The following is a 25,262-nucleotide window of genomic DNA, read 5'->3' as shown; positions in this document are numbered from 1 at the left end:
CCTATGCCCCCTTAGTTGTCCTTCGAATCGGATGCTGTCTCGCTCTGCGTGCCTGGTGCGTTTGAAGGAAGGTCGACCATCGGTGGCTTCCGGCCTTCCACACCACCAAACGCAGCCAACACCTTTTCTTCGCCGTTGGAGCGCCTTATCTTCAGTTCCTTCACCAGTGTGAGTCCGCCATGGACCGCGGCACCTGCGGCAGTGGCAGCCAGCAGTCCAACGCCGACCGTGTTCACGCTGGACTCCACTCCAATACCCGGGATTCCCGGCAGCTTGTCGTAGAACGGAGTGAACTGGTCGAAGAAGTCCTTCTCAGTACAGCCAATACATGGGTGACCAGCACCAATTGGCCAACCGGACTTAAGGTTCCACTGCACGATTGGGCATGGGCTAAACGTGGATGGCCCCTTACAGCCGACCTCGTAAAGGCACCAGCCGTTTCGTGCGCCTTCGTCGTCGAAGGTTTTCACGAACTGACCGGCATCGTAATGCGCGCGACGCGGGCAGGAGTCGTGAATACGCTGGTCATAGGCAAACTTTGGCCGCCCCTCAGCGTCGACCTCCGGTGTCTTGCCATAAGTGAGTACGTACGTCAGGGTGGCCGTAATCACCTCACCAATCGGCGGACAACCAGAGACGTTAATCACCGGCTTGTCCTTGATAATCTCATCGACACCCTTGGCACCGGTCGGATTCGGCTTAGCAGCCTGGACAGAACCCCAGACTGCGCAGGCACCAACGGCCAGGATTGCCGTGGCCTTCTCAGCAGCCTCGAGCAGCACCTGTTCTGCCGACTTACCGCCAATGGTGCAGTACGCACCGTTCTCGCCGGTCGGAATCGAGCCATTGACCACCAGAATGTGATCCTCGGCATTCATGTCGTCCAAAGCCTTTTCAGCCGCATGCCCGGACGGTGCCATGAGCAGCTCGTTGTAGTCCATCGAAACCAGGTTCAGCACCACATCTTCAGCAGTGGTGCCTCCGGAACGCAATACGGATTCCATACATCCGGTACATTCCTGCAACTGCAGCCAAGCCACCTTCGGCTTCTTTACAGCCGAGAGCTTATCTGCGATTTCCTCCGCCGAGGGAGTCAGTGACTGCGCCGCAGCCTCACCGACATTCGGAGTTCCGGCGGCAAAAATTGCCGCCATAGTGCCACAAAACTTCATGAAACTGCGCCGTGAGACACCAGCTCTAGCGAGGTTTTCGCCGAGGGTCCCTTCCTGCCAATTCGCGCCACTAATCATTTTTTCGCTGCGCCTTCTGCTTAGTTATTAGGAATATTGGTTTCGAGGTTTTACATCTACCCAGGCTCATTGCCTATACATGGCCAAGTATAGCGACCTAAGAACAAGCTGAATAACGTCGCTGCGCTGCGGTTATAACAAAATAATATGCAAGATAAATGTTGCGTAAATATAGCTCCAGGTACAGGGAATGAACGTGAGAAACTGCCGCAGCTTACGGCCGGATATCACCTATCCCCCACTAAGGTGGAGCGAAGCGAGGGGGGGGTAGCGGGGCCGTCGTCAAGCATGCCGTGACGCCCCCATTGCTTCACGACGGCCCCCGGCGCGCGCTTAATCAACCAGCGCAGGGTTGACCCAACGGAGCCATTCGTCGATGCCCGCCCCGGTCTTAGCGGAGACCTCAATCACCTTCACGCCTGGATTGACCTTTTCCAGGTTGGCGCGGAAGAGCTCCATGTCGAAGTCAAGGTACGGGGCAAGGTCCATCTTGTTGATAACCACTACCTGCACAGAGCGGAACATCACCGGGTACTTGACCGGCTTATCCTCCCCCTCGGTGATGGAGTAGACCATTGCCTTACGAGTCTCACCGACCTCAAACTCAGCCGGACAGACAAGGTTTCCCACATTTTCAATCATGACCAGGTCAAGCGTGGCCAAATCCAGCCCCTCGAGCGCGCGGGAGACCATCGGGGCGTCCAAGTGGCATTCACCACCGAATCCGTTGCCCGTGTTCAGCAGCGAAATCTGTGCCCCGTAGCCCTCCAAGCGGTCGGCATCGAGAGCCGTCTCAATATCGCCCTCGATAATGCCGACGCGCAGCTTTCCCTGCGCAGCCGCCAGTGTCTTCTCCAACAGCGCAGTCTTGCCTGAGCCCGGGGAGCTCATCAGGTTGATGGCTTCCACGCCATGTTCAGCAAGCAGCTCGCGATTGTGCTCCGCGCGATGGTCGTTTTCGCTGAAGATGTCCTCGAGGATGGTCACGCGTTCCACGCCGGTTTCATAACCTGAGTGGTCGCCGTGGCTAGTGTCATCGGGATCGGCGAGATGAACGTGGTCATGGCCGTGATGGTGGTCATGGTCGTGGTCATGATGATGGTGGTGATGGTGGTGTGCGTCATCGCCGTCATGCCGGTGGAAACGTCCCATGATAAAACCGTCTTTCCTACTTGTGCGTGTCGACGTCGATGTCGACGATTGTGAACTCTTCCCCCGAGATTACGCGTCCTGGCTTTCCACACGTGGGGCACAGCAGGCCGTCGAGTGGCCCCACCTGTTCGCGATGCCCGTGCGCGCATTCGACAACCGCAGGTACCCAGTCAATATCCAATTTCGCGTCCCCCAAACCGGTATCGCGACTGACGAAATCCCACGCGTATGAAAGGGTTTCTGGCACAACCTGCCGTAGAGCGCCTATCCGCAGGTGCACAGTGCGTACAGTTCGACCTTCGGCTGCTCTCGTGACAACCTTCGCTAACTGCATGCTCAACGCTACTTCGTGCACAATCTCCAAACTAGCAGTGCGAACGGACCCGAGCCGCTTACGTAAAGTTGAATGCATGGAAAAGGCAGGCGCGACCGGGGCGGGGATGGGTACGAGTATTCAACGCATTCGCTGGCGTATCGAAGGTATCGTCCAGGGGGTCGGATTCCGCCCTTTTGTCGCCACCATCGCCCGGCGCGCGGGTCTCGTCGGCTTCTGTGGCAACGATGAGCAGGGCGTATTCATCGAGGTAGAAGGCCCACCGGACGCCCTCGCTGCCTTCCGCAGCCAGCTTTTCACCGAACTGCCGGCGCTTGCCCGCATCATCAATCACTCCGCCGAGCACATCGCGACACTGGGCCATGAGCGCGAGTTCACCATCGTGCCCTCTCGCCACAGCTACTCCGGCCGCGCACTGCTTCCGCCCGACACTGCACTGTGCCCGGACTGCCGCCGTGAGTTTTTCGACCCTACCAACCCGCGCTACCTCTACCCTTTCATCTCCTGCACCAACTGCGGACCGCGCCTGTCCATCATCACTGAACTGCCCTACGACCGCCCGCGCACCACTATGGCGGCCTTTCCGATGTGCACCCCGTGCGAGCGCGAGTACACCGACCCCACCGACCGCCGCTATCACGCTCAGCCAATCAGCTGCTTCGACTGTGGCCCGCGTCTGAGCTGGCACGATGCAGGCGGCACCGCCACCGCCACCTCCCGCGAGGAGGTTCTCGCGCTCTTTCGTCGCGCACACGCACTGCTTGACGACGGCGCCCTGCTCGCCGTCAAAGGTATTGGTGGTTTTCACCTGGTCTGCGATGCCACCAATGACGCTGCCTGCGAGAAACTACGGATGCGCAAACGTCGACCCGACAAACCGTTAGCGGTAATGGCCCCCACTGTTGACACCGCTGCCCAACTGGTTGAGTTAACTGAGCAGGAGAAGCGTTTCCTCGACTCCCCTGAGGCACCGATTGTGATTGCACCGAAGCAGCGGTCGGGGCCGCTTTCCAATCTCATCGCACCGGGCCTCGACAGCTTCGGGATTATGCTTCCGTACTCAGGCATTCACCTGCTGCTTTGCGATCGCCCGCTCGTGGTCACCAGCGGCAACCTCAGTGGCGAGCCCGTCTGTACCGACAATGCCGACGCGCTGAAGAAGCTCGGTCACATCGCCGACGCTTTCATCCTCCACGACCGCGAAATCCACGTACCCGTTGAAGATTCGGTTTTCATCGGCACCGCCCCATCGCGCCGGTCCCGCGGCTTCGCTCCCGTCCCCGTTTCAATCACGCCCACCGATTCTCGTAGCCACACTGGCCCTGGCCCTGGCACCAGCGCCCGGAGCACGTCCCAACCCACCATTTTCGCGACCGGCGGAGAGCTGAAGAACACTTTCGCTATCGCGCATGGGGACCTCGCTCACGTCTCCGCGCACATTGGCGACATGGGTTCGTGGGCCAGTCAGAAGGCCTTCCAGAGAGCAGTTGACCAGCTGCTTTCCATGCGTGACGCGACCCCGGAGCTTGTCGTCTGCGATCTGCATCCGGACTACGCCACTACCGCCTTCGCCGAACGCTTCGCCGCCGAGCACGACATCGAGCTGCTCGCGGTTCAACACCACTTCGCCCACGCGCTTTCCCTACTCGCCGAGCACCGTCTCCTTTCCCTGAACGCGGGCCGTGCCGTCGTCGCCACCCTCGACGGCACCGGCTACGGCACTGATGGCACCATCTGGGGCGGCGAGATCCTCACGCTCAGTCGCAGTTCCGCAAACTGGGAACGCACCTGGCACTGCCCCACTTTCCCGTTGGTCGGTGGAGATCGCGCCGTCACGCACCCGTGGAGGCTCGCCCTCGGTCTCACTCACGCATGGGAGCTTCACGACGACCACCTTGTGCGCAACCTCTCCAACGAGCGCGAAGTAGCCCTGGTTAAAAGCCAGTTGGCGACGGGAGTTGGCACAGTGCAAACTTCATCTCTCGGCCGCATATTCGATGCCGCCGCAGCACTGCTGCTTCCTCGCTGGCGCGGTGGCGGAGCCATCAGCTACGAGGCGCAAGCGGCCATGGAGTTGGAGGCAGCGGCGACTCGCTACGTGAGGTCACATGCGGAAGCGCTTGAAGCGGTCAGTTCAGAGACCAAGCCAGTGCCCTTCCAGGACGCCATTCGGGAGGCGGTAGCATCGCCTGACGCTGAGCAGGCCGCATTTGTGTTTCACGGTGGGGTCGCGGGTGTCGTCGGCAAGCGATTGGTGCAGGCTGCGGAGGAAGCCGGCACCGATGTTGTCGGCGTCAGCGGGGGTTGCGCGAATAATGCGCTGTTGATGGAGCTGCTGCGGCGCGAAGTTGCAGCTGAGGGCTTTACTCTGTTGCAGCATCAAATTGTGCCACCGGGCGATGGCGGCTTGAGTCTTGGTCAGGCGGTGGCCGGCCGCCTGCTGGCGGCAACGGGCATGGATGTCTAGCAGATGCGCGGCAGCGGGTCGCCGACCAACATGTCCACCATGCGGGTGCCACCGAATCCGGTGACCAGTACCACGGAAGCGGCGGGCTCGTCCTCGATGGAGCCGATATCACAAGCCTCGGAAGCCCCGGCTGCGTGGAGCGCACTGAGCGCTGCCTCGGATTGCCCGGCGGGGACAACGGCGACGAAGGTGCCTTCATTGGCGACGTAGAGCGGATCTATGCCGAGCATGTCACAGGCGCCACGGGTCATTTCACGGACCGCAATGGAATCGTCGTCAAGTACGACACCAAGACCGGTGCCACGGGCGAGCTCGTTGGCGACCGTGCCGAGGCCGCCACGAGTGGCATCGCGCATCCAGCGAGTGCCGGGGGCAGCTTCAAGTAGTGCCTCGACCAGGCCGTTGACGGCACGGGTATCGGACTCGATAGGCGCGGCCAGAGCCAAGTCGCCGCGGGCGAGCATGACGGCCATGCCGTGATCGGCGATTGGACCGGAGACGAGGATGCGGTCTCCGGCCTCGATGTTTGCGTAGACAGATCCTTTCGTAGCGGCACCGGCGTAGTCGCCGCGGACCACGCCCATCCCGGCCGTGGTGATGTAGACCTGGTCACCTGCGCCCTTCGGCACAACCTTGGTGTCGCCGGCGACGATGCTCACCCCTGCGGCATCGGCAGCGACGCGCATACTCGCCACAATGCGGCGCAGAGTCGCAATCTCCAGCCCCTCTTCCAGAATGAACGATGCGGTCAGCGCCAGGGGCCTGGCTCCAGCTACCGCCAGATCGTTAATCGTGCCGTTGACGGCCAAATCCCCGATGTCGCCGCCCGGGAACTCGATGGGATTGACCACATAGGAGTCGGTGGACATTGCCAACCGCGCCCCACCATGTGCAGAAGCTGCCGCAGCCTCGACGACGGCTTCGGCAGCGAACAGCCCGGAGTCGCCACCCTGCCCTAAAATTTCATTGCCATAGGCGTCGAAAAAGACCTGTTCAACCAGAGCTGCGGAGGCCTTTCCACCGGAGCCGTGTTGCAAGGTGACGTAATCGTCGAGAAGCCTGAACGGACGTGCCCGAACGCGACCAATATTGGTGTTTACCTTGGCTTCGTTGGTGTTCAGACGATTCTTCGGCTGCATGCTCACTATCCCTAACTTCACAGCTGGTGGCGGACAAAACTGCTTGCGTCACTCGTCCTTCGAAAACGAGGTTCGCTGCCTCTGATGGTAGTCTCGATAAGTATTGCAAACGAGGAGAAGCGTATGTGTCTTGGTGTCCCTGCCGTCATCACAGAAGTCCACGATGCTGCCCGTGCAACAGTGGAAATTGGTGGCGTCGCACGCATGATTTCCACCGATTTACTTGTTGACGAGAACCTCACCGCCGGTGACTGGGTTCTCGTACATGTCGGTTTCGCCATGAGCAAGATCGACGAGGAAGAAGCCAGACTTTCGCTCCAGCAAATCAAACAGCTAGGCGGCGACACTTACGAGGATGAGCTGGAATCCTTCTCATCGTCACAGATCAACTGAGGGGCTGGACGGCACCATGAAATACGTTGACGAATTCCGCGACCCCGCCGCTGCGAAGAAGCTGCTCGCACGCATTGAACGCGAGGCCACCAAGCTGGAAAAGCCCATCGCGCTGATGGAAGTCTGTGGCGGGCACACGCACACCATTTACCGTTACGGCTTGGAAAACCTCCTACCCGAGAACATCGAGCTGATCCACGGGCCCGGCTGCCCCGTCTGCGTCATCCCCATGGGCCGCGTCGACGATGCCATTTGGCTGGCACAGCAAGAAGACGTCATTTTCACGACCTTCGGCGACATGATGCGTGTTCCGGGGTCCGAAACGTCGCTGATGCAGGCACGTGCGCGCGGCGCCAATGTGCGCTTTGTCTACTCGCCTCTCGACGCGCTGAAGATTGCCACCGATAACCCCGATAAGCAGGTCGTTTTCTTCGCCGTCGGGTTTGAGACAACCGCCCCGTCGACTGCCGTGACCGTTGAGGCCGCGCGCCGGCAGGGAGTGGAAAACTTCTCCGTATTTTCCAACCACGTACTCATCGAGCCGCCACTGCGCGCCATCGTCAACGGCGGCGAAACCAAGGTCGATGGTTTCATCGGCCCAGGTCACGTGGCTACAACCACCGGCACGGACGCCTTTGAGTTCCTGCCGCGCGAGTTTAATCTGCCAGTGGCGGTCACCGGTTTTGAGCCATTGGATGTGCTCCAGGCCGTCGTCATGCTGCTGGATCAATTCGTCAGCGGCGACGTTGCTGCCGGTAAGTCGCGGGTGGACAACCAGTACGCGCGCGTCGTTCGCTCCTCCGGCAACACCACCGCGCAGAAACTTATGGACCGCGTCTTTTCTCTCCGCGACACCTTCGAGTGGCGTGGCCTCGGCTGGATTGAAAACTCCGGCCTCGGCATCTCTGAGGAATACGCGGCATTCGACGCCGAGCGTCGTTTCCAGGTGCCGGGGCGCCGTATCCCAGATCCCGTGACCTGCGAATGCGGTTCTGTGCTCACCGGCCACATCAAGCCCTGGCAGTGCGCGGTCTTCGGCACTGCCTGCACCCCGGCGACCCCCATCGGCACCTGCATGGTCTCCCCCGAAGGCGCTTGTGCGGCGTACTACAACTTCGGCCGCATCGATCGGAAGGTCACCGAGAACCTGGCGAAATCCCGCCGCTAGTTACTCCGTAATTCCCGCACGCGCGAGCGCTGCCACCGCCTGCTTTACGACGGGCGCGTCAATCATCTCGCCATCGAGCTGAAAGGCGCCAGTGTGCGTACCTGCGTGATCGACAATCTTCCGGGCGCGGGCGAGCGTTGCTTCCGACGGCTTATATGCCTTGCGCACCGGCGGCACCATCGCCGGGTGGATGCAGGCCGTAGCCAGGAAACCACAGCCCACGGCATCGAGAGCCTCTAGGTACTGGCCGCGCTCATCGCGAAAGTCAGTATGAACGGCATCAATGGCGGCAATACCCGCCGCAGCTGCATGCACCTGAACGAGTGCACGAGCCAATCGCTGCGGATCGCGGTAGTGGCGACGAGGGTTTTCATCCACACTCTGGCGCGAGGACACGCCACCGAGTTCGGCGGTCAGGTCTTCGGCGCCCCAGAACAGACCCACAACGTCCGGGTGCATGGCAATCTGCTGGATATTAATCATGGCCTGCGGGGTTTCAATCATCGCGATGATCTTCAACCCTTCGAGCTCTGCGGGGATGGAGTCTCGAATCTTGGGCACCATGACGATGTCGTAGTCACATGCACGGGCAAAGGCGACATCCTCCGCGAAGGTCGGAGTCCCGGGACCGGTGATCCGAAGAATAGTCGTCTCCGGGTCGAGCGGATTGTTGATGATGTTCGCACGTGCCTGCTCGTGATTGTCAACGGCAGCGCCGTCTTCCAGGTCAATGATGACCATGTCCGATCGTTCAGCAGCTTTCTGGAAACGTTCCGGACGGTCAGCCGGGGCGAAGAGTAGCGCCGGGCCAGAGGGAAGCCAAGGGAAGGTCTGTTCACCATCGAGGGAGCTAAAGCCTGTCATAGCTCCTAACCTAATTGAAAACTCGAATCACCTTCGCGCAGGGGCTCCCCCAGGAGACAACAAAACCCGCGTTGTGGCATCCATAGAGTGGAAACCACAACGCGGGCTTGCTGAGTTTTCAGCCTTTGGCGATTAGTCGCGGTACAGCAGCAGCGCATCGCCCTGACCGCCGCCACCGCACAGGGACACACCAGCGCGACCCGAACCGCGACGGTTCAGCTCCATCGCAGCGGTCAGAGTCAGGCGGGCACCAGAGCAGCCAATCGGATGGCCGAGGGCAATCGCGCCACCGTGGATGTTGGTCTTCTCCAGCGGGTAGTCCAGCTCACGCAGGGACTTGACGGCCACCGCACCAAATGCCTCGTTGATCTCGATGAAGTCGAGCTCCTGCGCGTCCCACTCAGCGCGACGCAGGGCCTCCTTCAAAGAGTCCGCAGGCTGAGCGTGCAGGGAGTTATCCGGACCTGCGGTCTGGCCAGCCTTGCCCACAACTGCGAGGTAGTCCAGGCCGTGCTTTTCTGCGTAAGCACGCGATGCCAGCACAACTGCTGCGGCACCGTCGGAAATCGGCGAGGAGTTACCGGCAGTGATGGTGCCGTTTTCCTTCAGGAAGACCGGGCGCAGCTTAGCCAGGGTCTCCACCGTGGTCTCCGGGCGAATGCCCTGGTCGGTGTCGACAACTACCGGGTCACCCTTGCGCTGCGGAATCTCGATTGGAGCGATTTCCTGCGCGAAAATACCGTCTTCCTGCGCCTTAGCCGCACGCTGGTGAGAAGCGGCCGCAACCTCGTCCTGCTGCTCGCGGCTAATGCCGAGGTCGCTGTTCGGACCGTCGGTAAGCGTACCCATGGACACACCATCGAAGGAGTCGACCAGACCGTCGCGCTCCAAGGTGTCCTCCAGCTTCAGCGCACCGAAGGACTGGCCCTGACGAACACCGCGTGCAACGTGCGGAGCGTGCGTCATGGACTCCTGACCGCCTGCAACGACGACGTCTGCATCACCGAGACGAATCAAGCGAGCGGCGTGAATGACAGCGTTTAGGCCCGAGAGGCAGACCTTGTTAACGATCTCAGCGGTCGTATTCCATGGCAGACCTGCTTTAATGGCGACCTGTCGAGCCGGGTTCTGGCCAGCACCTGCGAGAATCACCTGGCCCAGAACGACGTGCTGAACCTCTTCCGGGGCAACGCCGGAACGCTGGACAGCGTGCTTGACAGCATGTGCGCCGAGTTCGACGGAAGTAAGCGGTGCCAGCTGGCCGAGCAGCTTGCCCTGCGGGGTGCGGGCACCGGCGAGGATAACGACATCATTCGGGCTGGGAGCTGGAAGGTTACTCATGGATGGATTCTCCTAAGTCAAATCTGATGAGTGTGGACTGACCATGATTGCTGCGTATTTAATTCTCGAGGTCAACCACGTATGCGGCTTCGGTGTTGGCCTCGATATCGGCTAGCGTCACTCCAGGTGCCAGCCTGCGTAGCACCAGGTGATCATCAGCGACATCGAAGCTTCCCAGGTTGCTAATAATCCTTTTCACTACTTTTGCACCTGTGAGGGGCAGTTCGCAGGCTTTTACCAATTTTGGTTTGCCATCTTTGGAAACGTGATCGGTCAAAACCACCACTCGAGGGGTACCAGCGACTAAGTCCATCGCGCCGCCCATGCCCTTTACCATCTTTCCCGGAATCATCCAGTTGGCCAGGTCACCGCACTGGCTAACCTCCATTGCGCCCAACACGGCCATTTTCACAGCACCGCCGCGAATCATGCCGAAGCTGGTGGCGGAGTCGAAGATTGCCGCGCCCGGCACCAATGTCACGGTCTGCTTACCCGCATTGATAAGGTCGGCGTCCTCTTCACCTTCATATGGGAAGGCGCCCATTCCCAAAATTCCGTTTTCACTCTGCAGCAGAACACGCACACCTTCGGGAATATGGTTTGCCACCAGTGTCGGAATGCCGATACCCAGATTCACATAGTCGCCATCGCGCAGCTCTTCGGCGGCCTGCTGTGCCATCTCGTCACGGCTCCAGCCCTTGTCCATAATTGTCTTCGCAGGTGCCATTTAAATCTCCTCCCCTGCTGCCGCGTCACCGGCATCGTGGCTGGAATCGGTATTGCGTTGCCGAGTTGTGCGCTTTTCAATGAGCTTCTCGCGGCCGTCACCGCGGACGATGTGCTGGATATGCACACCCGGAGTCATCACCAGATCCGGGTCGATCTCACCGCGGCCAAGCAAGTGCTCCACCTCCGCAACGGTCACCCTGCCGGATGCTGCACACAGTGGGTTGAAGTTCTGCGCGGTCCGGCGATAGACAAGGTTGCCGTCGATATCGCCGTGGTAGGCGTGCACCAGGCCAATGTCGGCAACGATGCCACGCTCCTGCACGTAGGTCTGCCCGTCGAAGTCGGCGTGGGGCTTGCCCTCTGCAACGAGCGTGCCGACGCCGGTTGCGGTGTAGAACGCCGGAATACCTGCGCCCCCTGCGCGAAGCCGCTCAGCCAGAGTTCCCTGAGGGGTGAACTCCACCTCGATTTCTCCTTCGAGGTACTGGCGGGCAAACTCCTTGTTCTCGCCGACGTAGGAGGCCACTACCTTTGCCACCTGTTTGTTCTCCAACAGAATGCCGAGCCCAGTACCGTCAATGCCCATGTTGTTGGACACGATGGTGAGGTCTTTTGCCCCGGAGTCGCGCACGCCTTCGATGAGGGTATATGGCACACCACACAGGCCAAAGCCGCCAACTGCCAGGGTCATTCCATCAGTGACAAGGCCTGCGACAAGCTCACGGCCGGTCTGATCAGTTGTTTTTGACATTCTTCTACACCCAGCCCAGGATTCGCGGAGCCATCTCACGCATCTCGACCTTGCGGACCTTGCCCGACGCGGTCATCGGGAACTCCTCGACGACGTGGACGTAGCGCGGAATCTTGTGACGCGACAGCTTGCCGTGGGCAAAGGCCGCCACATCGTCAGCGGTGAAGTCTTCCACATCGTCGTGCAGAATTACCCATGCCATAATCTCTTCGCCGTACTTGTCATCCGGCACACCGATGACCTGCGCATCGACGACAGCCGGGTGGGTGAACAGGAACTCTTCAATTTCGCGCGGGTAGATGTTCTCACCGCCACGGATGAGCATGTCCTTAATACGTCCGGTGATGGACAGGTAGCCCTCGTCGTCAAGCACACCCAAGTCGCCGGTGTGCATCCAACCGTCGGCGTCGATGGCCTCGGCGGTCTTTTCCGGGTGCTCCCAGTACTCCTTCATAACGGAGTAACCGCGAACGACAACCTCGCCCTGTTCGCCTCGCGGCAGCGTCTCACCCGTTTCTTCACAAATGATGCGGGCTTCCAAGTGCGGCATAATCTGGCCGACGGTGTTGACGCGCTTTTCCAGAGGAGAATCTGCGCGGGTCTGGAAGGACACCGGCGAGGTCTCCGTCATGCCGTAACAGATGGCAATCTCGCGCATATTGAGTTTATCCATCACATCACGCATGGTCTTCGACGGGCACGAGGTACCTGCCATCACTCCTGTGCGCAGGAGCGACAGGTCGTAGGGGGATCCGTATTCCTCCTGATCATGAGCTTCTTCAAGCTCATTGATGAACATCGTCGGCACGCCGTAGAGGCTGGTGGCCTTGGCCGAGTGCACAGCCTTGAGTGTTTCACGCGCCTTAAACGACGGGGCCGGGATGACAATAGCGGCACCGTGGGTGAAGGCGGCGAAGGTGCCAATCACCATGCCGAAGGTGTGGAAGAACGGCACCGGCACACAGATGCGGTCGGTCTCGGTGTAGCCCAACAGCTCACCGATGAAGTATCCATTGTTCAGCAGGTTGCGGTGCGTTAGCGTAGCGCCCTTGGGAAAGCCTGTCGTGCCCGAGGTGAACTGGATGTTGATTGGATCATCCGGCTTCAGCTGGGAGGTGTACTCGCTCAGGTCGTCGATTTCGCTGTGCATGTGCTCGTACCATTCGGACGAACCGAAGTAAATGACCTTGTCCAAGCGCACACCGCGCTGCTTGGAGGCCTCAATCAGCATGGTTCGGTAATCGGAGTCCTTGTAGCGGCGAGCGGCAAACACCATACGCACACCTGCCTTTTCCAGCACGTAGTTCAGTTCGTGCTGGCGGTAAGCCGGGTTGATGTTGACCAGCACCAGGCCGATGTGGTGGCAGGCGTACTGCACCACGGTCCACTCCCAGCGGTTGGTGGACCAAATGCCGATGCGGTCTCCTGGACGGTAGCCCTCCCGGATGAAAGCGCTGGCCAGGCGCAGAACCCGGTTATAGAAACGCTCAAAGGTAAAGGAGACATCCGCGTAGACGTCAACGACGGCGTCGCGGGAAGGAAATTTCTCCACAATCGCACGCAGGTTCTCACCGAGGGTCTCATCGCGAAGTGGAGCGGCGCCTTGCTCGACACCGGCGCCGAACACGTGGCTCATCTTGTTGCCATCGGCATCGACAACATCCTTGCCGTATGGTGCCGGCACAGTGGTGAAGCCCTCCGGCAGCTTCGAAGGATCAGCAGTGCGCTGTTCTGCGTGGTTCTTCAATGTCGCGGTCATGGGGAGATCTCCTTAGTTTAAGTGACTCCGCAGAGTGCGGAGTGTGTGAGAGGAAAATGTGTTCTTTAGGGGGATAAATCAGTGGTCGTTACCGGCCGTGGGACTAACCGGTTACAGCAGCTCGCCGAGCAATGGCTTCTGCTTGACGGAAGAGCGGCGCATCCACCATCTGGCCGTCAAAGCTGAAGGCACCGGTGTTCTTTTCCGCTTCCGCCAAGAGCCGACGCGCCCAATCAATCTCCTCGTCGCTGGGGCGGTAAGCCTTGCGGATTGTCGGGACCTGACCGGGGTGGATACAGACGGTGGCGGCAAATCCCAACGCAGCGGCATCTGCGGCCTCCGCAGCTAGCCCATTTGCGTCGGAGATATTGACGTAGATGGAATCCAGACTGGCCTTACCGTGCGCCGCTGCAGCCAGGTGAACGTGGCTGCGGGTATGTACCGCCACACTGCGGTAGCTACCCGCATGGATACGGCCCGGCGCGAGTGCAGCCTCTGCTTCGCTAAAGCGTGATGACGTTCCCGCCAATCCCGCCACCAGGTCCTCTGCGCCCCAGAACAGTGCAACGACACCATCGGCCTGCGCCAGCTCTTCGGCGCGCATGACCCCAAGCGGAGTTTCAATAAGGGCAATGACCTGGGTCTTCTCCCCCAGTGCCGCTACCAACTCATCCACTTGCTGAGCCGAGGAAGCCTTGGGCAGCATCACCTGGCGGAAAGCGGTGCCACGCAGCATGTCAATATCCGCTGCGTAGTCCTCAACCTCCGGTGGATTGACACGCACAATCGTGCGGGCCGGGTCGAGGTCACAGGAGGCGATATCCTCGCGGGCAGCCTCACGGTTTTCTGCGCGACAGCCGTCCTCCAGGTCCAGAATCACCATGTCGGCACGGTCAGCAGCTTTAGCGAATCGTTCCGGCCTGTCTGCCGGCGCAAACAGAATTGCAGGGCCCAGCGGCTGCCAGGATTTATGCGTAGACATGAGCCACTCACTTCCCCGCTGAAGCTGCGTTCTCGGAGCCGTCGTCAAGCGAAGTCGGTGCGCATTGGACGAGCGTGGACCGGACGGCGCGGCAGACGATCGTGCCGTCCTGATTGCGACCGATGTGCTCGAGCTCGACAATGCCCTGGTTGGGGCGAGACTTGGACCGACGCTTGTTACGGCAGACGGTCTCTGCATACAGGGTGTCGCCGTGGAACATCGGTGCGGGAAACGCCACTTCGGTGAAGCCGAGGTTGGCGACGATGGTGCCGAGCGTCAGCTGCCCGACGGACAGCCCGACAACCGTCGACAGCGTCCACATGGAGTTGACCAGACGCTCGCCGCCGAATCCCGGCTGCTGGCTCGACCAGTGCGCATCCAGATGCAGTGGCTGGGTGTTCATGGTCAGCGTCGTGAAGAGGACGTCATCGGTTTCAGTGACGGTTCGCCCCGGACGGTGCAGGTAGCGCGCGCCGACCTCGTACTCTTCGAACCACAGTCCGCGCTGGACGACGTCGTGGGTGACTTCGGTTGCGTTGTTGTCAGCCATTTTTACAGCCCCAATCCACGTGCGATCAGCATGAGCTGAACTTCGGTGGTGCCCTCGCCAATCTCCAGAATCTTGGAGTCGCGGTAGTGACGTGCCACGCGGTACTCGTTCATGAATCCGTAGCCACCGAAAATCTGTGTCGCGTCGCGCGCGTTGTCCATCGCTGCCTCGGAGGCGATCATCTTGGCGATGTACGCTTCACGACGGAAATCTGCGCCCGCGGCCATCTTTGCGGCTGCGTCGTACCACGCCATGCGTGCGGCATGCGCACGCGCTTCCATTCGTGCGATCTTGAAGGAAACAGCCTGATACTCGCCAATTGCACGGCCCATGGACTGACGTTCCTTGGCGTGACGGACCGACTCATCGACACAGCCCTGGGCGGCACCGGTGGCAAGCGCTGCAATCGCGACTCGGCCCTTCGCCAAGATGGACAGGAAGTTAGCGAAGCCGCGTCCACGGGTGCCCAGCAGGTTCTCCTGGGGGACGCGGACATCGGTGAAGGTCAGTGGGTGGGTGTCGGAGGCATTCCAACCGACCTTGTCGTAAGCCGGTTCCGCGACAAAGCCCTCCGTGCCACTCGGGACGATGATGGTAGAAATCTCCTTCTTTCCATCGTCCTTCTGGCCGGTGACTGCGGTGACAGTAACCAGCGAAGTAATATCCGTGCCGGAGTTGGTGATGAACTGCTTGGCACCGTTGATGACGAAATCATCGCCGTCTTCACGGGCGTTGGTGCGGGTGGCACCGGCGTCGGAACCTGCATCCGGCTCGGTGAGACCAAAACCGGCGAGCTTCTTACCAGCAGTCAGCTCGGGCAGGTAGGTCTCCTTCTGCTTGTCATTGCCGAAGTGGAAGATCGGCATGGCACCTAGGCCAACGCCCGCTTCCAGGGTGATAGCGACCGACTGATCGACCTTAGCCAGCTCCTCCAGAGCGATACCGAAGGACAGGTAGTCGCCGCCCATTCCACCGACTTCCTCAGGGAATGGCAGACCGAACAGGCCCATTTCTCCCATCTGCGAGACAATCTCGTACGGGAAGGTGTGGTTGCGGTCGTGCTCGGCGGAAACCGGATCGACAACTTCGTTGGCAAATTCGCGAACTACTTTCTGCAGTTCCACGTATTCGTCGTCGAGGATGGCGGTTGCAATCTTGGTGCTTTCGGACATGATGAGTGCTCCTTAAAGATTTTGTAGGTGTAGGACCTGATTGGTGCGTTTTGTGTGGGCTTTTATTCTTCGGCTTCGGCCACGGTGATGACGGCCAGCTGCTGGTCACCGGCGACCTGATCGCCCGGCGCGACGGTGAAGCTAACCTCACCTGCAATTTCGGCAGTGAGAGTGTGCTCCATCTTCATGGCCTCCATGACCAACAGAGCCTCACCAGCTTCGACGCGGGCTCCCTCCTCCACCGCCAACGCGATAATCGCGCCGGGCATCGGAGCTTGGATGACGCCAGAGCCGCCTGCATCGGCTTCGGCACCGGTGGTGACTACCTCGGTGCGGGGCAATACCCAGGTGCCGTGGGCACCGGCGACGACGTACTCTTCGTGGTTCGCCGACCCCGCATTGTCGATGGTCTCGACCAGGAAGTGCTGTGCGACTCCGTCGCGGACGATGCGCAGATGTTCCCCGTCGCGAAAGACCGAAACTTTGTAATTTCGCGGTTCTGGAACGTCGATATCTTCGTTCTCCGCTTCGGCCGACAGACCTGCGACTACGTCACCGACAACGACGTCAGCACTCGCCGGGGTGCCCACAATCGAGATCAGACGCGAGTCCTCCCCTGCCCCAAAGCGAATGCGCTGCGCGGCAGGCGCACTGGCACGCCAGCCATCCGGGGTCAGCCACGGTGAGTCGGTGGCTTGTTCAAAGCGGGAAGTCAGCCAGTCCATCGCAGCGGCGAGGTAGACATCGTCCGGTGTTTCGGAGGTGGCGAAGCCTTCCGCCACGCGGTCGAGCAGACCGGTATCAAGATCGCCGGCGCGAACCTCGGGGACGTTCAGCAGGTAGCGACAAAAGTCGATATTGACTCCGACACCTGCGACAACGGTGTCTCCGAGCGCTCGGTCCAACCGCTCGAGCGCCTGCTCACGGTTTTCCCCATGGGAGATGATCTTCATCAACATCGGGTCATAGAGAGATGAGACCTCGGAACCGTCGACAATGCCGGAATCCACCCGGATTCCCGCCCCGCTCGGCTCGACGACACGTGTGACCGTGCCACCGGTGGGCAGGAATCCCGCCGCCGGGTCTTCGGCATACACGCGAGCTTCAATCGAGTGACCGGTGAGAGTTACATCTTCCTGAGCAACCGGCAGTGGGCGTCCCGAGGCAATGTCAACCTGCAGCGCCACCAGATCCAGGCCGGTGACCTGCTCAGTCACGGGGTGCTCAACCTGCAGGCGCGTATTCATCTCCATGAAGAAGAACGACGACGGGTCCTTCGCCGGCACAATGAACTCCACCGTGCCCGCGCCGACGTAGCCGACCGAGCGGGCCGCGTCACAGGCCGCTTCACCAATTGCGCTGCGCGTTTCCTCATCCAGCAGAGGGCTCGGTGCTTCCTCGATGACCTTCTGATGGCGTCGCTGCAGCGAGCACTCACGCTCGCCCAAGTGGATTACATTGCCGTGTTTATCTGCGAGAATCTGCACCTCGATATGCCGCGGGGTGTCGACGAAGTGCTCGATGAACAGGGAGTCATCGCCGAAGGCACCCGCCGCTTCACGACGGGCCGTCGCGAGCGCAGCCGGCAGGTCAGCAGCGTTTTCCACGCGGTGCATCCCCTTGCCGCCACCGCCTGCCGACGGCTTAATCAGTACCGGAAAGCCAATCGATGGGGCTGCCTCAATGAGGTCCTCGTCGCTAAGCCCGGGGCGAGACAGACCCGGCACGGTGGGAACATCGCGGGCTTCGACGGCAGCGCGGGCGGAGATTTTGTCACCCATGGTGTTGATGGCACTGGCCGGTGGGCCAATGAATTCAATACCTGCTTCCTCACAGGCGGTCGCGAAGTCTGCGTTTTCAGACAGAAAGCCGTAACCGGGGTGGATTCCGTCTGCGTCGCAGCGGCGAGCGGCATCGATAATCTTGTCGATAACCAGGTAGGACTCACGTGCCGGAGATGGGCCAATGTGGATGGCCATATCCGCCATGCGGACGTGAGGGGCGTCGGCATCGGCATCCGAGTAGACCGCGACGGAGCGAATTCCGTTGTCACGAAGGGTTCGAATAATGCGGCAGGCAATCTCCCCGCGGTTTGCGACCAATACGGTACTCAGGCTGCCGCCAGCTGCGTGGGGCTGCGTGTTGTGCGCTGTCATGTGCCCTGTGTTTCCTTTCCAGAAAATGCGGTGTCGAGAGTTTTTAGCTGGTTACTACATGCGGAAGACGCCGAAGCCCTGTTCATCCAGGGGCGCGCCACTTGCCACATCGAGGGCCATGCCAAGAATTCGGCGGGTATCTGCGGGATCGATGACACCGTCATCCCACAGGCGAGCCGATGAGTAATAGCAGTGCGACTGGCGCTCAAACTGCTCGCGGATCGGAGCTTCAAACTCCTCCTGCTCTTCCTGCGACCAGCTCTCACCTGAGCGTTCAATCTGGTTGCGACGAACCGTCGACAGCGTCATCGCCGCCTGTGGACCGCCCATGACGGAAATGCGAGCATTCGGCCACATCCAGAGGAAGCGCGGCGAATATGCGCGACCGCACATGGAGTAGTTGCCGGCGCCGAAGGCACCACCGATGACTACGGTGAACTTGGGCACGCGGGTGGTAGCCACGGCGTTGACCATCTTGGCGCCGTGCTTTGCGATACCGCCGGCCTCGTATTCGCGACCAACCATGAAGCCCGTGGTGTTCTGCAGGAATACCAGTGGGATGCCGCGCTGATCACACAGCTCGATGAAGTGCGCGCCCTTCTGCGCAGATTCCGCGAAGAGAATGCCGTTGTTGGCGATAATGCCGACGCGGTGGCCGTGGATGCGGGCGAAAGCAGTGACCAGGGTCGTACCAAATTCGGCCTTAAACTCCTGGTATTGACCTCCATCCACAATAATTTCAATAACCTCGTGAACGTCGTAAGGCACTTTGGCATCGACGGGGACGACATCGTAAAGATCGGTCTGGTTGCGAGTCGGCGAGACGGTGGATTCTGTGTCCCACGGAACTTCCGGGTCCTTGGGGAGCGTTGCGACGATATCGCGGACACGACGCAGTGCGTCGGCATCGTTAACCGCGAGGTGGTCAGTAACGCCGGAGGTCTTGGAGTGCAGTTCGCCGCCACCGAGTTCCTCTGGTGTGACATCTTCACCAGTTGCAGCCTTAACCAGTGGCGGGCCTGCCAGGAAGATGGTGCCCTGGTTTTTCACAATGACCGCTTCATCGCTCATCGCCGGCACATAGGCGCCACCGGCGGTACAGGATCCCATCACGGCGGCAATCTGCGGAATCCCGCGAGCGGAAAGGTTGGCCTGGTTGTAGAAAATGCGACCGAAATGATCGCGATCAGGGAAAACTTCATCCTGGTTGAGAAGCATGGCCCCGCCGGAGTCGACCAGGTAAATGCACGGCAAGTGGTTAAGGCTGGCAATCTCCTGTGCGCGCAGGTGCTTCTTGACAGTCAACGGGTAGTACGTTCCGCCGGAAACGGTTGCGTCATTGGCTACAACCAGGCAGCGACGACCTTCGATGATGCCAATGCCGGCGATGACGCCAGCAGCCGGAACCTTGCCGCCATACATTTCGTGGGCCGCTAGCGGTGCGACCTCAAGGAAAGGGCTGCCGGGGTCAAGCAGTTGGTTGATGCGCTGACGTGGCAGCAGCTTACCGCGGGAAATATGGCGAGCACGGGCACGTTCGGAACCACCGCGTGCTGTTGTGCTAAGCAGCTCTTTGAGCTCTGCGACGAGCTCTTCGTGGCGCTGTCGGTTGGTCAATGCTGGAGCGTGAGTCATGGGCGAAATACTTTCCGTTAATGACTATTAACTTTCTTGACGAAAAGATTAATGTGACCCCAGTCACCTCACAACAAATTTTGTTTCTTAGACCACACTTTCACCCCCGGAAGTCTTTTATGCAGCTTGAAATACACACCTCTCCCCGAGGTCGCAACATGTTTCCAATAGAGATTTATGTTTCCCCTAGAAATCTGTTTCGGGGGTGAATTCAACTGAATGTGAGCGCCCTGCACCGCACAACAAAGCCGCCTGACCTCACACTGCTGAGCACAGTGAGGCCAGACGGCAGAAGAATGAATACGGATTATTGGTTGTTAATGCCCAGCGCAGCGAGGGCCATCTCAAAGGCATTTTCCCTTGTCGCCTCGGGGCCCGCCCATTTGAGCACATGCCTGGAAGAGTTAATCAACCCAGCGGTGAGCTGGACTTTAAGCTGCGCCTCGTCGGAGGTGAGTTCGGGCTGTAGTTCACGCAGAGCGTCCACCCATAAGACCATGTAAAGACGCTGCAAGGAACGCACTTTTGCGCTCTGCTCTGGCGCCAGATTTCCCCCTTCGCGCTCTTGGACACGAATGCGATCGGGCTCCGTGACTGCAAAATGCACGTGATGCGCAAGGAGGCCGCGAAGAGTCTCCTCTGGCTCCCAATCATTGCTCTTTGCTCGATCGAGAACTGCTCGCGCACCATCGACAAGTCGGATAGAAATATCGATGAGGATCTGCGCCAACAGCTCTTCCTTGCCGCTGAAGTAACGGTAAAGAGCTGGGCCAGAAATGCCGACAGCGGAGCCAACATCCTCCAACCGAGTCTGATGAAACCCTCGGTCGGCCAGGATCGCAGCAGCAGCGGAGAGAATCTCTGCTTCTCGACGCCGTCGCGCTTCGGTTCTACGTGACATAAGCCCTTATGTTAAACGCATTGGAGCCATTTCGTCTGCATAATTATCACCAGCGCCTGCCCTCAGCGTGTGTTCACATAGACCACGGCTCGACAACAGACACACATCCTCGCCCACAGGTCCCCACACGTCCGGGTAGAGAAAAACCGCCGAGGTGACAGTTAGCACCGCGGCGGTTAGCCCCTAATCCAGTAAGGAATTAGTGGAAGAAGTGACGAGTACCTGTCATGTACATGGTGACGCCAGCTTCCTTGGCAGCAGCTATGACCTCTTCGTCACGGATGGAACCACCTGGCTGGACAACTGCCTTCACACCGGCATCAATCAGGACCTGCAGACCGTCAGCGAACGGGAAGAAGGCATCGGACGCAGCGTAGGCCCCCTGAGTACGGTTTTCTCCGTCGGCAAGCGTATTTGCGCGCTCAACGGCGAGCTTTGCGGAGTCCACGCGGTTGACCTGGCCCATGCCGACGCCGACGGTGGCGTTGTTCTTGGACAGCAGGATGGCGTTGGACTTCACAGCGCGGACGGAGCGCCATGCAAACTCGAGCTCAGCCAGCTCTTCAGCATTCAATGCCTCGCCGGTGGCCAGCTCCCAGTTCTCCGGCTTATCACCCTCTGCCTGGTAAGTATCCGGATCCTGGGTGAGCAGACCACCCGAGATAAACTTGTTCTCGGTGGTCGGTGCTTCGTACTCGGCGACGAGAATACGCAGATTCTTCTTGGCCTTCAGCACCTCAACGGCACCGTCTTCGTAGGACGGAGCGACGATGACCTCGGTGAAGATGTCCTTGACCTGTTCGGCCATCTCAACGGAGACCTCGCGGTTGACGGCAATGACACCGCCGAATGCGGACATCGGGTCACATGAGTGAGCTGCGCGGTGAGCTGCGGCGATGGACTCATCCGAGACTGCGATGCCGCACGGGTTAGCGTGCTTGATGATTGCCACACACGGGCGCTCGTGATCCCAGGCGGCACGCCATGCGGCGTCGGCATCCTGGTAGTTGTTGTACGACATCTCCTTGCCGTTCAGCTGCTTGGCGTTTGCCAGCCCCTTGGTACCAATGCGGGTCAGAGTTGCCGACTGGTGAGAGTTCTCGCCGTAGCGCAGCGGAGTCGGAGTGGATCCCTCAGCGCCACCGAGCTGCTCAACAAACCAGTTGGACACAGCTGCGTCGTAATCAGCGGTGTGCAGGAATGCGTCGCGAGCGAACTCACGGCGCTGCTCGAGGGTGAAGCCGCCTTCCTTCACGGCGGTAGCGACATCGCCGTAACGAGCCGGGTCGACGACGATGGCAACCGACGGGTGGTTCTTCGCCGCAGCGCGAACCATCGACGGGCCTCCAATGTCGATCTGCTCCACGCATTCGTCGTAGGAAGCGCCCGAGGCAACGGTCTCCCGGAACGGGTACAGGTTAACGACAACGAGCTGGAAAGCCTCCACACCGAGCTCCTTCAGCTGAGCCAGGTGGTCTTCCTTGCGGGTATCAGCCAGAATGCCGGCGTGAACACGCGGGTGCAGCGTCTTCACGCGGCCCTCGAGGCACTCCGGGAAACCAGTGAGATCCTCAACCGGGGTCACAGGCACGCCAGCTGCAGCAATCTTGCCAGCCGTGGAACCGGTGGAAACGATTTCCACGCCAGCCTCGTGCAGGTCGCGAGCCAGCTCCTCGAGCCCAGTCTTGTCGTAGACGCTAATCAGAGCGCGCTTGATCGGTTTACGCTGCGTGTTGTCGTTGGTCATTTCAGATAAGCCTTTCGTCCGTCACGCTCAATTCCGTGATCGGCAATCGAGTGCAATACATCAACCAGGAGTCGGCGTTCGACAACCTTGATTCGTTCGTGCAGGGTCTCCACCGTGTCGTCGTCCTCGACGGCCACTGGCTGTTGCGCCAGAATCGGCCCGGTGTCCACTCCATTATCAACGATATGCACGGTCGTGCCGGTGACCTTCACCCCGTAGTCAAGTGCATCCGGTACCGCACGCGCCCCTGGGAAGGACGGCAGCAGCGCTGGGTGCGTATTAATGATGCGATTGCTGTAGGCCTCCACAAATGATGGCCCCAGAATGCGCATGAAACCCGCCGAGACAACGATATCCGGCGAAAAACTGTTCACGGCCTCTAAAACACGAATATCCCAACCTTCTCGGTCCTTCTTTGCCTCAGCATCGAAAGGCACCCGAAAAGTTGGGATATTGAGGTTTTGAGCCCTCTCCAGCGCCGGACAATCCTTGTCCGAACCAACCGCGACAATCTGAACCTTTTCAGCGTCCAGCAGTTCCAGCATCGACTGCAAAAGGGAGCCCAGGCCAGAGGCCAGGACTACGATGCGGAGCTGCTTGCTGGAGGAATTATTGTGCGAAATTTCTGCGACGGGCTGTGCTTCAGTCACGGCGTTTAGCTTACCCAGCCCGGCAGAGACCCCAAATTCCGCTCCCCCTAAGTTGGCTTAGCTCTTTTGGCTTGACGACGGTTCCCCGTCGCCGCCTTCCTCCGAGTCTTCGGTGTCCTCATCGGATTCGTCCTCGTCGGTCGCATCTACTTCGCCCGATGCTTCTCCGCCTGCGGCGCTTTCTGAATCCTCTTCAGAGTCGTCCGATTCCTCAGCGTCTTCTGAAGTGTCTTCAGACTCAGCACCGGACTCTGATTCCTCCTCTGTGTCGGACTCGGCTTCGTCTTCGGAGGTCGCTTCATCTTCGGAGGTCGCTACGACTTCCCCGTCGACAATCTCCTCCGACTCCTCCGAACCGCTCCCGTCATTGTCGGACTTATCGGCGTCGCCGGCATCCTCAGCCTCAGCATGACCGTTTCCATCTCCCGCAGGCTTCGGCGGGAACTTCTCGGCGGCCACTTCCGAGACTCCCTTGTCCCTACCAAGTGACGGCACACCGGTCATCGCAACAACCACGATGGCCCCCGGAACAACCAGCCACATCGAGCCGAGCAGTCCAGTCAGCCACCAGGAGGCACCGGCCCACCCAAAGATGCCAACCTCACCGCCGAGCAGCCAAGCCAGCCCCATGAGGAAGATGATCGACCACACGGCAGCGAGAACGACGACCAGGTAGGGCTGCTTCGGTGCAGATTTCTTCAGGAATGCCACGACGCGCCAAGCCGCAACGGCTGGCGGTAGCACAATCAGCACTCCGAAAGCCCAGTGCACCAGCGACTGAGGCATGGCAGCCAAAATCGGCAGCGGTGGCAGCTGAGCCGGGTGCACTGCGAACAGCCCAGCCTCCGCTGGCCCAAACGTCGATTTTCCGCCCACCAGCACACCGACAGCACCGAAGGCCACATTTGGCAGGTACAGCAGCGAGAGGCCGCTGACCGCAACACTTTCACCGACGGTATCCGTGATTGCAAATGTCTCTGCCAGCAACTCTCGATGCCAAATCAGCGAAACGAGTGTCACCACAACACCGGCCAGCCACAGCCATGCCACGTAGCTGCCCGCCAGACGGGCCGACCCGAGCAACCACTCCGGCAGCTTCCGGCGCAGCAGTAGTGCACGCAGCAACCGCTGCCCCATTCCCAGCACCAAGGCCACGAGATTTACAAGCAGCGCGGCTGCAATCGCAAGGCCGAAACTAGGGGTCTGAACGCGGGGAAACACCTTCGACGCGTCGTAAAGCATGAGCCACGCGATGATGGTGAGAACAATGGGCGTGCCCAGATACGCGCCGACCAACGCGCGGACATCCTTGATGCTGATGCGGTCAGCGACTTCGCGGCGTACACGCCAGGCGATGAACAACACCATCAGCACCGCGGGCAGTGCTGGTGTGAGCCCCAGCGTCGTGCCGTTAAAACGGAACGGCGCGAGGTTAAAGATCATCCACATCGACGCGATACTCGCTGGAAGCGGAGACATTCCAGCGCCACTGACGATGACGCCAATCAGAGCTACCGAGATGATGAACAGCAATACGACGCCGTAAGAACCGGCAACAGACAGCCCAAACCGGCGTGTACGAGGCGAGTTAATGAAACGACGGAACCCCGAGGGACGCCCCTTGCGTGACGACGTTCCGGAGCCCCCCGCTTTCATCTTCGTCGTGGCGGCTCGATTGCTGTCGGCACCGACGCTGCGCGCACCGCCAGTCTGACCGGCCTGCGTATTCTGCCATGCGCGGGCAGTGCGCTCGCTGCGGACGCTACGGGAACCCCCGCCGCTGCCACCGGCACCGGTGCGGCTTCGCCGATTTCGATCGCTACCGGAGGAACCTCTCCGCGAATCCGCGCCTTTCACAGTGACATCGTCCTTCCCGCGTCTAATCATTGACAGCTGATTGCCCACCTATATAGATAGGGTGCCACGCAAGGGTGCGTCACAGCCATGGCCATATAGTGCCATACATACAACGCCTCTTTGTTTAGGCATTGCAGAGTCTAATTTGAAGGTACGGATCCCAGGACGGACGGTATCCGTTGAGTCCGATCTCCTTTTGCCCCCTCCCCGTTACCTTGTGAGTGTCCCCGATAATGGGGATAGTCGCTGGTCCGGTATGGCTTAC

The 25,262-nt window shown here is 60.0% G+C and carries 21 protein-coding genes; 3 read left to right on the top strand and 18 right to left on the bottom strand.

The features are described from left to right. Nucleotides 1-11 precede the first annotated feature (11 nt). The 3 genes from ADB08_RS09685 to ADB08_RS09675 all read right to left on the bottom strand — a co-directional run bounded on the left by ADB08_RS09685 (nt 12) and on the right by ADB08_RS09675 (nt 2,736). Nucleotides 12-1,250 carry a hydrogenase small subunit gene (locus ADB08_RS09685; protein ID WP_016422185.1) on the bottom strand — a complete coding sequence of 413 codons (1,239 nt, stop codon included), beginning with the start codon at nt 1,248-1,250 and terminating at the stop codon, nt 12-14. 333 nt (nt 1,251-1,583) lie between these two features. Then, entirely contained in the window at nt 1,584-2,402 is an 819-nt protein-coding gene (gene hypB / locus ADB08_RS09680; protein ID WP_042388459.1) for a hydrogenase nickel incorporation protein HypB, read from the bottom strand. A gap of 16 nt (nt 2,403-2,418) precedes the next feature. After that, nucleotides 2,419-2,736 carry a hydrogenase maturation nickel metallochaperone HypA gene (locus ADB08_RS09675; protein ID WP_081636710.1) on the bottom strand — a complete coding sequence of 106 codons (318 nt, stop codon included), beginning with the start codon at nt 2,734-2,736 and terminating at the stop codon, nt 2,419-2,421. Nucleotides 2,737-2,812: 76 nt separating this feature from the next. Here ADB08_RS09675 and hypF point away from each other — a divergent pair, with 76 nt between their 5' ends. Then, entirely contained in the window at nt 2,813-5,203 is a 2,391-nt protein-coding gene (gene hypF, locus ADB08_RS09670) for a carbamoyltransferase HypF (RefSeq protein ID WP_080971512.1), read from the top strand. Here the strand turns inward: hypF and hypE are convergent. Beyond that, nucleotides 5,200-6,342 (bottom strand): hydrogenase expression/formation protein HypE, encoded by a 1,143-nt coding sequence (gene hypE, locus ADB08_RS09665; protein WP_049172775.1) that lies wholly within the window; start codon nt 6,340-6,342, stop codon nt 5,200-5,202. The genes hypF and hypE overlap by 4 nt on opposite strands. Before the next feature lie 123 nt (nt 6,343-6,465). On the opposite strand from hypE, the gene ADB08_RS09660 reads away from it, so the two are divergent. Both ADB08_RS09660 and hypD read left to right on the top strand, forming a co-directional pair. Next, nucleotides 6,466-6,735: a HypC/HybG/HupF family hydrogenase formation chaperone gene (locus ADB08_RS09660; protein WP_049172773.1), complete on the top strand. Its 270-nt coding sequence runs from the start codon at nt 6,466-6,468 to the stop codon at nt 6,733-6,735. A 16-nt stretch (nt 6,736-6,751) separates the two neighbouring features. Further along, nucleotides 6,752-7,903 (top strand): hydrogenase formation protein HypD, encoded by a 1,152-nt coding sequence (gene hypD, locus ADB08_RS09655; RefSeq protein ID WP_049172770.1) that lies wholly within the window; start codon nt 6,752-6,754, stop codon nt 7,901-7,903. Here hypD and ADB08_RS09650 read toward each other — a convergent pair whose 3' ends face one another. The 14 genes from ADB08_RS09650 to ADB08_RS09585 all read right to left on the bottom strand — a co-directional run bounded on the left by ADB08_RS09650 (nt 7,904) and on the right by ADB08_RS09585 (nt 25,027). Beyond that, nucleotides 7,904-8,767 carry an HpcH/HpaI aldolase/citrate lyase family protein gene (locus ADB08_RS09650; protein ID WP_049172768.1) on the bottom strand — a complete coding sequence of 288 codons (864 nt, stop codon included), beginning with the start codon at nt 8,765-8,767 and terminating at the stop codon, nt 7,904-7,906. Between the two features lie 132 nt (nt 8,768-8,899). After that, nucleotides 8,900-10,108, bottom strand: a complete 1,209-nt coding sequence (locus tag ADB08_RS09645; protein ID WP_049172766.1) for an acetyl-CoA C-acetyltransferase — start codon at nt 10,106-10,108, stop codon at nt 8,900-8,902. A gap of 58 nt (nt 10,109-10,166) precedes the next feature. Further along, nucleotides 10,167-10,835, bottom strand: a complete 669-nt coding sequence (locus ADB08_RS09640; RefSeq protein WP_005509864.1) for a CoA transferase subunit B — start codon at nt 10,833-10,835, stop codon at nt 10,167-10,169. Next, nucleotides 10,836-11,588 (bottom strand): CoA transferase subunit A, encoded by a 753-nt coding sequence (locus ADB08_RS09635; protein ID WP_049172764.1) that lies wholly within the window; start codon nt 11,586-11,588, stop codon nt 10,836-10,838. A gap of 4 nt (nt 11,589-11,592) precedes the next feature. Next, nucleotides 11,593-13,347: an AMP-binding protein gene (locus ADB08_RS09630; RefSeq protein WP_048731620.1), complete on the bottom strand. Its 1,755-nt coding sequence runs from the start codon at nt 13,345-13,347 to the stop codon at nt 11,593-11,595. 103 nt (nt 13,348-13,450) lie between these two features. Then, nucleotides 13,451-14,329, bottom strand: a complete 879-nt coding sequence (locus ADB08_RS09625) for an HpcH/HpaI aldolase/citrate lyase family protein (protein ID WP_049172762.1) — start codon at nt 14,327-14,329, stop codon at nt 13,451-13,453. A 7-nt stretch (nt 14,330-14,336) separates the two neighbouring features. After that, a complete protein-coding gene (locus ADB08_RS09620) occupies nt 14,337-14,879 on the bottom strand; it encodes a MaoC family dehydratase (RefSeq protein WP_049172760.1) in 543 nt (180 codons plus the stop codon). A gap of 2 nt (nt 14,880-14,881) precedes the next feature. Further along, entirely contained in the window at nt 14,882-16,051 is a 1,170-nt protein-coding gene (locus ADB08_RS09615; protein WP_049172758.1) for an acyl-CoA dehydrogenase family protein, read from the bottom strand. A 62-nt stretch (nt 16,052-16,113) separates the two neighbouring features. Next, nucleotides 16,114-18,207, bottom strand: a complete 2,094-nt coding sequence (locus ADB08_RS09610) for an acetyl-CoA carboxylase biotin carboxylase subunit (RefSeq protein ID WP_049172756.1) — start codon at nt 18,205-18,207, stop codon at nt 16,114-16,116. Nucleotides 18,208-18,261: 54 nt separating this feature from the next. Further along, on the bottom strand, nt 18,262-19,842 hold the full coding sequence (locus tag ADB08_RS09605; protein WP_049172754.1) for a carboxyl transferase domain-containing protein: 1,581 nt from the start codon (nt 19,840-19,842) through the stop codon (nt 18,262-18,264). Between the two features lie 307 nt (nt 19,843-20,149). Further along, nucleotides 20,150-20,743 carry a TetR/AcrR family transcriptional regulator gene (locus tag ADB08_RS09600; RefSeq protein WP_016422168.1) on the bottom strand — a complete coding sequence of 198 codons (594 nt, stop codon included), beginning with the start codon at nt 20,741-20,743 and terminating at the stop codon, nt 20,150-20,152. 199 nt (nt 20,744-20,942) lie between these two features. Further along, entirely contained in the window at nt 20,943-22,490 is a 1,548-nt protein-coding gene (purH, locus tag ADB08_RS09595) for a bifunctional phosphoribosylaminoimidazolecarboxamide formyltransferase/IMP cyclohydrolase (RefSeq protein WP_049172751.1), read from the bottom strand. Further along, on the bottom strand, nt 22,487-23,140 hold the full coding sequence (gene purN, locus ADB08_RS09590) for a phosphoribosylglycinamide formyltransferase (RefSeq protein WP_016422166.1): 654 nt from the start codon (nt 23,138-23,140) through the stop codon (nt 22,487-22,489). The genes purH and purN overlap by 4 nt, the downstream gene beginning before the upstream one ends. Before the next feature lie 57 nt (nt 23,141-23,197). Continuing rightward, the gene (locus tag ADB08_RS09585) at nt 23,198-25,027 is read right to left on the bottom strand and encodes a DUF6350 family protein (RefSeq protein ID WP_016422165.1); all 1,830 of its coding nucleotides are present in this window, start codon (nt 25,025-25,027) and stop codon (nt 23,198-23,200) included. Nucleotides 25,028-25,262 lie beyond the last annotated feature (235 nt).

It is taken from the genome of Corynebacterium sp. 239_CJEI (genome assembly GCF_001055995.1).
Classification (GTDB): domain Bacteria; phylum Actinomycetota; class Actinomycetes; order Mycobacteriales; family Mycobacteriaceae; genus Corynebacterium; species Corynebacterium jeikeium_D.
This window is presented reverse-complemented; position numbering and strand designations above follow the sequence as displayed.